Here is a 9,960-nt window from a genome sequence, read left to right on the forward strand (position 1 = left end):
GATCGATCGGCCCGGACAAGAAGATCAAGCTGATGCTGACCTACCCGATGACGACCGGGCGCAACTTCGACGAGATCCTGCGCGTGCTCGACTCGATGCAGCTGACCGCGAAGTACAAGGTCGCCACGCCGGTGAACTGGAAGCAGGGCGACGACGTGATCATCACCGCAGCGGTCTCGAACGAAGAGGCCGCGACCTCCTTCCCGGGCTTCAAGACCATCAAGCCCTACCTGCGCACGACCAAGCAGCCGGGGTGAAACGCGGCGCTATCCGGAGACCCCCATGTTTGTCTTCCGCCAACTGTTCGACCCGCAGTCGTCGACCTACACCTACCTGCTCGGCGATTCGACCTCCGGCGAGGCGCTTCTGATCGATCCGGTGTTCGAGCATGCGCGGCGCGACACGGCCTTGCTGCGCGAACTCGGGCTGCGCCCGGTCGCCACGCTGGACACGCACGTGCACGCCGACCACGTCACCGGGGCCTGGTTGCTGAAGGCCGCCAGCGGCAGCCGGATCATGGTGTCCGAGGCGTCGACGGCCGAGAACGCCGATCGATTGCTGAAGCACGGGGACCGAGTCGCCTTCGGCACGCGCCACGTCGAGGCCCGTGCGACGCCCGGGCACACGAACGGGTGCATGACCTATGTGCTCGACGACCGGAGCATGGCCTTCACCGGGGACAGCCTGCTCATTCGCGGTTGTGGCCGCACCGACTTCCAGCAAGGCAGCCCCGAGCGGCTGTTCAGGTCGGTGCGAGAGCAGATTCTCTCGCTGCCGCCGGGTTGCCTGCTGTACCCCGGCCACGATTACCGCGGCCTGACGGTGACCAGTGTCGCGGAGGAAACGCACTTCAACCCGCGTCTCGGCGGCGATGTCGACGAAGCGGATTTCGCCGGCTACATGAACAACCTGGGCCTGCCGCACCCGAAGCTGATGGACATCGCCGTGCCGGCCAACCTGCGCTGCGGCCGGCCGGAGCACGCCATGGCCCCTGCGGACGAGCCGTCCTGGGCGCCGCTGACCTGCAACTTCGGTGGCATCTGGGAGATCCAGCCGGTGGCGCTGGAGGAATGCCTCGCCGGAGGATGCGCCGGCGACGGTATCCAGGTGATCGACGTGCGCGAACCCGCGGAGTTCAGCGGCGGGCTCGGACACATCCACGGCGCGCGCCTGCTGCCGCTGGCGGAACTGGCCGCGCGCATCGCCGAGATCGACAAGGCCCGACCGGTCGTCACGGTCTGCCGTTCGGGTGCCCGTTCGGCCCAGGCGACCGTGCTGCTGCAGAAGTCCGGCTTCTCGCAAGTCGCCAACCTGTCCGGCGGCATGCTGCGCTGGCGCGCGGAGTCGCTGCCGTTCGATCAGGGGGCGAAGTGAGGATCGGGCCTGGGCAGGAAAGACGGAGCAGCGGTAGAAGTTGCCCCACGCGCGATGGCAGCGCCGTGATCCCTTCATGCGGAATGCCATGGAGTCGGAACACGCCGTCGGATGGGATGACCGCTTCGCGGCAGCGCGTCGCTGCGCCAACGATCGATCTTCGAATCGGTTGTCATGGCTGCGTCACAGGCGATCCGCAGACTTTGGCGTCCCAAGCGAGGACTCGCACATGAGTTCCGCCCACGCGACAAGGTTGGGGCCGGGTGCGGTCGAGCGGCTTCGGTCGAGGGACTCGAGGCCAGCCTCATCCTCGTCGAACAACCTGCCCGGACCGCGCCATGAAACTCGATGCCTCTCGCCGCCACGCCCTGCGTCTACTCACAGTGGGAGGCCTCGGCGCCGGCGCGGGCCTGCGCGGGGTGCTCGCGCAGGGCGCCGCCCCGGCGTTGGTCACGCTCGACCGTGCACGTCCGCAGTTGGCCTTGGGCGTGATGAGCGGGGACGTGACCGATCAACGTGCAATCGTCTGGAGCCGATCGGATCGGCCCGCCCGGATGATCGTCGACGTGGCGACGACCGAATCGATGCGCGATGCCCAGCGTATCGTCGGGCCGGCCGCGCTCGAGGTGAGCGATTTCACGGCACGAGTCGACCTCTCCGGCCTGGCGCCGGGCCAGACGCACTTCTATCGTGTGCAGTTCCAGGACCTGGCCGACCCCAAGGTCTACAGCGCGCCGTTGATCGGGCGTTTCCGCACGCCGTCGCAGAAGCCGCGCGATCTCGTGTTCGCGTTCTCCGGAGACGAGGCCGGGCAGGGCTGGGGCATCAACGAGGCGTGGGGCGGATACCGGATCTATGAGGCGATGCGCCGCTTCGAACCCGACTTCTTCATCCACTCCGGCGACCAGATCTACGCCGACGGACCGATTCAGGCCGAGGTCAAGCTCGACGACGGCAGCCTGTGGACGAACCTCGTCACGCCGGCGAAGAGCAAGGTGGCCGAGACACTCGACGAGTATCGCGGAGCGTTTGCCTACAACCTGCTCGATGTCCACAAGCGGCACTTCTGCGCCGAGGTGCCCATGCTGGTGCAATGGGACGATCACGAGACGCGGAACAACTGGTACCCGGGGCAGCACATCGGACCGCAGGAGAAGCGCTACACGGAGCGCAGCGCTTCTCTGCTGTCCGCACGCGCGAACCGGGCGATGCTCGAGTACAACCCGATGCGTTTCGACCCGGTGGACCCGGAGCGCGTCTACCGCTCGTTTCGAATGGGCCCGCTGGTCGATGCGTTCATGCTCGACGAGCGGAGCTACCGCGGCGTGAATTCGCCGAACCGGCAGCCGCTGCCCGGTGGCGATGCGGACTTTCTCGGCCCGCAGCAGATGCGCTGGTTGAAGGAGGCGCTCGTCGCGTCGCGCGCCACCTGGAAGGTGATCGCGAGCGACATGCCCCTGTCGATCGTCGTGCCCGATCTCAACGCCGACGTGCCACCGGGCACGTTCGAAGCGTGGGCCAATGCCGATGACGGCGCGCCGTCGGGGCGTGAGCTCGAGGTGGCGGACCTGTTGCGCTTCATCAAGCGGCGCAACATCAAGAACGTGGTCTGGGTCACCGCCGATGTGCACTATGCGTCTGCCACCGAATACCGTCCGGAGCGGGCCCGCTTCACCGACTTCAAGCCGTTCTGGGAGTTCGTCGGAGGCCCGCTTCACGCGGGCACGTTCGGCCCCGGCGAAATCGACAAGACCTTCGGCCCCGATGTGAAGTTCGTCAGCGTTCCCCCGGGCATGAAGCAGAATCGGCCGCCGAGCGACGGACTGCAGTTCTTCGGCATCGGACGGGTGGATGCACGCAGCAAGGTGCTTAGCGTCTCGCTGCACGGCCTCGACGGACAGAAGCTGTACGCCGTCGAGTTGCCACCGGAGGTCTGACGCACGGTGTCACGGCGCTGACATCGCGTGTGATGAGAATCGACGCGGATGAAAAGATGCCCGCCAGCGACAGGACTCCGGATTGACCTGAAGGCGGCACTGCGGATCGTGCTGTGCGTTGCGCCTCTGTCGACCGCGGCGGTTGCCGAGCCGACGCTGCCGGCCGACACCGTCTCGAGCCTGTCGTTCGCAGACTTCTTCAGGCGCCCGATCGGGCCGAGGGGTCTCGAACCAGGTGCCAACTTGCTGGCGCTGGCTGGGGCGCGCGTGAGCCTGAGCGGGTTCGTGGCCCACGGGGCAGACTCGCAGCCGGCGCTTGCCATCCTTGCGCCGGTGCCGGTCGCGCTCGGCGATGAAGACGAGGGGCTGGCCGATGACCTGCCGGCATCGGTTGCCTACCTGCATTGGACCGACCCGCACATCGCTCCCGGGCTCGCTTCCTGCCAGGGCGCCGTGACTGTCACCGGCCGTCTCGAGCTTGGCCGGCGCGCCGAGCCGGACGGACGGATGTCCTTTGTCAGGCTGAATGTCGAAGGTGTGCAGTGCGCCCGTTGAGTTGGGTCATCGTGGTTTCGTAGTCACCAGGGGAAAGTCAGATGTTGCGGTTGGGTCGATCGGATTCGCTTCGTTGTGCGGTGCATGCGTGCGTGGGCGCGGTCGCTTGCGCGCTGGTCGGCTTCGCCGGTGGCGCCAGCGCGGCGCCCTCGGTCAGCCGCCTGACGCCGCCGAGCGAACTGTTCGCCTCGGGGAACGCCGGTCCGCCCTACATCGCGCGCTTCCTGCCCGGGCAGCGCTTCGATCTTCAGGCAACGGTGCGGCTTGACGCCGGCACCACACTGAAGGAATTCAGCTTTCTCGTCGACGGCGCACCGACTCGCCCGGCCGCCGGCGCCACCAGCATCGTGACCGAGGGTCTGGTGCTGCCGAAGGGCACCAACGCGGCCGTCGTCTCGCAGCGCGCCTTCTCCGTCGCGCGACCTGGCGTTCACAAGTTGACGATCCGCGCCACGCAGAGCGATGGCCAGAGCGTCTCCGCGGACGGCAACTTCGAGGTCATCGCCATGGGGCACGGTGCCCGGCCCGCGAAGAACATCATCGTCCTGCTCGGCGACGGCATGGGTGCCGCGCACCGCACCGCCGCGCGCATCATGGGCCGCGGCTATGCCCAAGGCAAGGCCCAAGGGCGCCTGGCCATGGACACCTTTCCGGTCACCGGCATGGTGATGACATCGTCGCTCGACGGCATCGTCACCGACTCGTCGCCGGGCATGTCGAACTACGTCACCGGCAACAAGTCGGCGAACAACCAGCAGGGCGTGTGGCCGGATGACACGGCCGACGCGTTCGACAACCCGCGCATCGAATACCTTGCCGAGTACCTGCATCGCACGCAGGGCAAGGCGCTGGGCATCGTGACCACCGCCGATGTGTTCGACGCGACCCCGGCCGCGATGGCGGTGCATACCAGCAATCGCGGCTACGGCACCGGCATCGTCGACCAGTTCCTCGACGATCGTGACCTCACCGGCCTGACCGTGCTGATGGGAGGCGGCCGCAAATGGTTCCTGCCGAACGGCGATGCGCTGAAGGCCGACGGCACGCGCGACGGTCAGCCGATGAACGGTTCGCAGCGCGACCGCCGCAGCGACTACGAACTGCCCGCCGACGTCGTTGCCGGTTGGGGCGCGGCGCGGGGCGCATTCGACCCGGGGCGCGATGCGATCGGCGATTTCGAGCGCGCCGGCTTTGCCTACGCGCCCGACAAGACGGCGTTGCTCGGCCGCGCGCCCTCTGCGGACAAGCTGCTCGGCCTGTTCGCGTACTCGAACATGAACGTCGCATTCGACAAGATCGGGCAGCGCCGCGGCGCGTCGACGATTGTCGAGGACTACGGTTTCCCCGACCAACCGATGCTCGACGAGATGACGAAGGCGGCGCTCGATGTGCTCGCGAAGAACAAGCACGGATTCGTCGCGATGATCGAGGGAGCGTCGATCGACAAGCAGGCACACCTGATGGACACGGATCGCTGGCTGCTCGAGGTGCTCGAGTTCGACCGTGCAGTACAGGTCGCGAAGGACTTCGCCGACAAGCACCCGGACACGATCGTCATCGTCACCGCCGACCACGAGTGCTCGGGCGCGGCCATCATCGGCGCCTCGACAAAACCCGTCGCAACACTCTGGGACGCGACCGCGAAGCCGGGGATCGACGCCCAGCGCGACAAGATCGTTGGCATCTACCAGGCCGCGAAATTTCCAAAGTACAAGATGCTTGACGATGGCTACCCGGCGACCACCGACGTCGACTACAAGATGCTGATCGGCTATGGTGCCAATGCCGACCGCTACGAGACCTGGTTGTCCAACCTCACGCCGACGCGCGACATACAGCAACCATTCGCCGGCGTTGCGCCGCAGAAGACCTACCCGGCCGACCCTGCGGTACGCAACAAGGACACCGGATTTCTGGTGACCGGCCAGGTGCCGGGGGATCAGGCGGTGCACACGGCGACCGACGTGCCCTTGTCGGCCTACGGCCGCGGTGCCGCCGTGTTCACCGGGCTGATGGACAACACCGATGTCTTCTTCAAACTGGCGAAGATCGTTGGCGTTCGCTGAACAGCCCCCGGACCGGCGCGACGTGACGCGGCGGTGATGACCTCGCCGCAAGAGCGGGCGAGGGCAGGCGCCACGGGCGCGACACATGGCTCTTCCAACATGTGCGAACGACGCGGCGGCGCCAGCGCGCGCGTCATCGTTCGGGCTCGCGACAGCACGACCGGTGTGGATACTGGTTCGCGACCGCCGTGCAATCGGCAGATTTCGCGAATCCCACGGGGTCCCGCTGACAGGAGAACACCACATGGACTTGCTCAGGACAGCCGTGGTCGACATCACCACGCTGGTCGCGACCGGCCACGCCTTGGGGTCCCGCCCGACCGAGGGCGATCTGGCGACGCGGCGCAAAGTGCGCTCCCGGCTGCGACGGGAAATCGAGCGCGCCACCGTCGCCTACATCGACGCCTTGGCCGGAACCAAGCGCAGCGTGGTCGATGAAGCCTTCCTTGGTGCGTGCCGTGTGGCGGCAGAGCGGCAGATGCCCCGCGCGATGGAGCGCCGGGATCTGCTCAGCGGCATCATGGTCAGCGAACCCGGATCGCTGGAAGGCTTCGCCGCAGCGCGGCAGGATCTCTGGCGACTCGCACACATGACGATCTACCTGCGCGCCGGTGTTGCGGCGTTGCGCGAGTCCGGCGCCTCGGATGACGCCAAGCTCGCGGCCCGCAGCCTTCGCCGCCGTCTGCGCAAGGCGCTGGTGGCGTATGCCCGGACAACCCTTCGCGCCAAGGAACCAAGAGGACGACAAATCGTGATGGCGCGCCGGGCCGCATTGGGCGAGATCGGCAAGCGCGGAGCGGCCGAGGCGGAACGGCTCGCGGATATCGAGGCGGGCGGCGATCCGACGCACACCGTCTTGCGGCTGGGGGTCGCGAGGCCCCTTCTCGATCTCGCTCTCGACTGGGGGAGCCCCTCGGAGCCGGTCTGATGCGTCGACCCTGACGGTCCGAGAAGGTCCTCGCCGCTCGATCGGCAGGACGCCACGATCTTCGGCGGCGATAGACTCCGTGTCGCCGGCACTCACTCACGACAAGATCGGCAGCGCGCTCGAAGCGAACCCGTTCTGGCGGCAACCCAGGGGTTCGCTTCGCGGCATCACCACCTTCGGCGCCCCGGCGGCGCCACGAGCGGAGATTGCAATGCGAACCTTGGCCCAAAGTGCCTACCTCGAATCCGAATTCGGGGCATTGAGCGAACTGCCGACCGTCGGCACGTCACTCGAGAATCCGTACGTCTACGACGCCTCGGCCCAGGAGCTGAAGGCGATGGCCTCGCAAGGCCTGGTCAAGATCGTCGAAGAGCGACGAGATGGCGACGATGAGAGCGGGCTGATCAGCCGGCTGACGTTCGAGCGATTGCGATAGAGGCCGGGTGAGTTCGCTCCTTCAATACCTGCGAAAGAAGGCAGCGACCGCTTGCACCGCGGTGCGCCACCGCGGCCGCTTTGCCGGCAGCGACGTGCTCTTGGCACGACGCCCGCCCTCGGCGTCGAGCATGGCCCCGCGTAGGAACGCCGGGTCCATCAATCCACCGACCGACGCCGGAGCGTAGTGAGGCTGAGTCAGGTGTTCATGCATTGCTGCCTCCGGTGAATCGGTTATCGCAAACACGCGTGCGGAGTCGCCCCCGAGTTGGCCGCGCTCCAGGATCCGTATAAACGGTATATACCGTATACCTCGTTGATGACGGATCCATGACAAGGCCAAAGTGGAGAGGCGGCCGCCTCGCCAGCGAGTGTTGGAGCGTTGTCACCGGCCGGTGATTCGTGACTGCATGGTGAATTTTGTAGAGCCCGAGTGCCGTTCACGGCCTCTGCAAATGATTGCTCTACCTTCGCGCCGCACGAGCCGATAACGCGGCGAAGCGCTGCCCGAGTGCGGCAGGCAAACCACAATGAGGGACGGAGATGTTGAATCTCGAATCGGCGCCGGCGGAGTCGCTGGATTTTCGCACCGGTGACGGGTCCGGACCGCTGTCTCGCCTGCTGAAGGGCAAGTCGCTCTCTCCGGTGTTCCAGCCCATCGTCAGCATGGAAGACGGCTCGATCTACGGCCATGAAGCCTTGATCCGCGGACCCAAAGGCATGCCGCTGCACTCGCCCGATGCGCTGCTCGCCGCGGCCCGCAAGGAAGGGCTGCTGCTGGACTTCGAGATCGCCTGCGTCGCCGCGGCGCTCGAACAATGGTCCGCGTTGCGCCAGCCCGGACGCCTGTTCGTCAACCTCAGCGCTTCCGCGCTGCTCGAGATGATCCGCAGCCGATCGGCCGACGCGATCCTGCAGTCCATCCGCAGGCTCGGGCTGCAACCGCGCATGCTGGTCGTCGAGATCACCGAGCACGAGCACGTCAGCGACATCCAGGCGCTGGGTGAGGTTGCGCAGCAGCTGCATGCCGCCGGCGTGACGCTTGCGCTCGACGACTTCGGCGACGGCCGCTCCAGCCTGCGGCTCTGGTCCGAACTTCAGCCCGACATCGTGAAGATCGACAAGTACTTCACCGCGGACCTGAGCCGGCGCGCGAAGAAGCTGCAGACCTTGCGCGCGCTGCTGCAGATTGCCGAGATCTTCGGCACCACGCTGGTGGCGGAGGGCATCGAGACCGACGTTGATCTGCGCATCGTGCGCGACCTGGGAATCGGCCTGGGGCAAGGCTATTTCTTGGGCCGGCCGATCGCTTCGCCCCGAACGCGGATCGAGGCGGAGGCTGAAGCCGTGCTGCTCGACCAGCGCATTTCGGTGATGCCCGCGATGCGCACTGCCTCGGTCTCGGGGCGTCTGCGGGAGATCCAGACCGTCGCGGCGCCGACCGTCGAGCCGACGCTGTCGAATGACGAACTCGCCCGGCTGTTCGAGCTCCATTCCGAACTCCACGCGGTGGCCGTCATCGACAACGGGGTGCCGGTCGGACTGATCGATCGGCGCCAGTTCATGGAGCGCAACGCGAAGCGCTACTTCAAGGAGCTGTACGGTGCCAAGCCGTGCATCACGTTCGCCAACCTGTCGCCGCGCGTGATCGAGCGCGAGCACGATACGGAAGACCTGATCGGGATCCTGACGTCGCAGGACCAGCGCTACCTGACCGAGGGGTTCATCGTCACCGAGAACGGTCGCTACGTCGGGCTGGGCACCGGCGATCAGCTGGTGCGCACCGTGACCGAATCTCGCATCGAAGCGGCGCGCCATGCCAATCCGCTGACCTTCCTGCCGGGCAACATTCCGATCACCGAGCACATCGAACGGCTGCTGGCCAGTGGCGGCGAATTCGTCGCGTGCTACGGCGACCTCAACAACTTCAAGCCCTTCAACGACCACTACGGCTACTGGCGCGGCGACGAGATGATCCGCCTGATGGCCCGATGCGCCGTCGACCATTGCGATGCGCAGCGGGATTTCGTCGGCCATGTCGGCGGCGACGACTTCATCCTGCTCTTCCAGAGCGACGACTGGGAACAACGCTGCGAACGCCTCGTCGACGTGTTCAACGCCCACGCCAGAACGCTCTATGACGAGGCCGGGCATGCGGCCGGCGGCATCGACGCCGAGGACCGGCACGGCGTCATGCGCTTCTTCCCGTTCACGACCCTGTCGATCGGTGCGGTGCGCATCCGCGAAGGCCAGGTCCGCACCGCCGAGCTGGTCGCCAGCGCTGCGGCAGCCGCCAAGCATGGTGCGAAGCTCGCCAATGTCGGGCTGTACGTGGGGCAGGGCGAGTCGTCATTGAGATCGATCACGGGTTGACAGGTCGATCTGACGACACATGCGATCGTTGCCGCTTCGCAGCGCCTGCTCGGAAGACCCAAAGCGCATGAGCGTTCGACGACCAACGACGCGAACGCGCGGGTCGCTATTTCCCCGGATGATCGAGCGTCGACTCGGCCGGCTCCGCCGAACCGATGTCAGACCAGTTCCTCGTGTCGTAGCGAAACTCAGCCACCGCGCACGTGGGCATGTCGACGATCTCGCTCGACAGCCGGTGAGCCAGCTCGGTGAACTCGGGGTTGTGGCCGAAGAGGATCACCCGGTCGAGCCT

8 protein-coding genes and 1 pseudogene are annotated in these 9,960 nt (G+C 66.6%); 8 read left to right on the forward strand and 1 reads right to left on the reverse strand.

Annotated elements, in window-relative coordinates:
• From AC1DTW_RS27665 to AC1DTW_RS27700, 8 genes are all read left to right on the forward strand, one after another.
• Positions 1-257, forward strand: a 257-nt coding sequence (locus AC1DTW_RS27665; protein WP_477985175.1) for a thioredoxin domain-containing protein, incomplete at its 5' end; no start/stop codon positions are given.
• Positions 258-282: 25 nt separating this feature from the next.
• Complete coding sequence (locus tag AC1DTW_RS27670; RefSeq protein WP_477985177.1) at positions 283-1,374, forward strand: rhodanese-like domain-containing protein; 1,092 nt, start codon at positions 283-285, stop codon at positions 1,372-1,374.
• A 338-nt stretch (positions 1,375-1,712) separates the two neighbouring features.
• Entirely contained in the window at positions 1,713-3,311 is a 1,599-nt protein-coding gene (locus tag AC1DTW_RS27675) for an alkaline phosphatase D family protein (protein WP_477985179.1), read from the forward strand.
• A 48-nt stretch (positions 3,312-3,359) separates the two neighbouring features.
• Positions 3,360-3,866, forward strand: coding sequence for a hypothetical protein (locus AC1DTW_RS27680; RefSeq protein ID WP_477985181.1), 507 nt, complete (start codon positions 3,360-3,362; stop codon positions 3,864-3,866).
• 92 nt (positions 3,867-3,958) lie between these two features.
• Positions 3,959-5,932: an alkaline phosphatase gene (locus AC1DTW_RS27685; RefSeq protein ID WP_477985183.1), complete on the forward strand. Its 1,974-nt coding sequence runs from the start codon at positions 3,959-3,961 to the stop codon at positions 5,930-5,932.
• A gap of 244 nt (positions 5,933-6,176) precedes the next feature.
• Positions 6,177-6,860 (forward strand): hypothetical protein, encoded by a 684-nt coding sequence (locus AC1DTW_RS27690; RefSeq protein ID WP_477985185.1) that lies wholly within the window; start codon positions 6,177-6,179, stop codon positions 6,858-6,860.
• Positions 6,861-7,071: 211 nt separating this feature from the next.
• Positions 7,072-7,296, forward strand: coding sequence for a hypothetical protein (locus AC1DTW_RS27695; protein WP_477985187.1), 225 nt, complete (start codon positions 7,072-7,074; stop codon positions 7,294-7,296).
• A 542-nt stretch (positions 7,297-7,838) separates the two neighbouring features.
• Entirely contained in the window at positions 7,839-9,668 is a 1,830-nt protein-coding gene (locus AC1DTW_RS27700) for an EAL domain-containing protein (protein WP_477985189.1), read from the forward strand.
• A gap of 106 nt (positions 9,669-9,774) precedes the next feature.
• Here AC1DTW_RS27700 and AC1DTW_RS27705 read toward each other — a convergent pair.
• Positions 9,775-9,960, reverse strand: a pseudogene (locus AC1DTW_RS27705) (SixA phosphatase family protein); the annotation flags it as partial.

The organism is Rhizobacter sp. P5_A1, assembly GCF_056400745.1.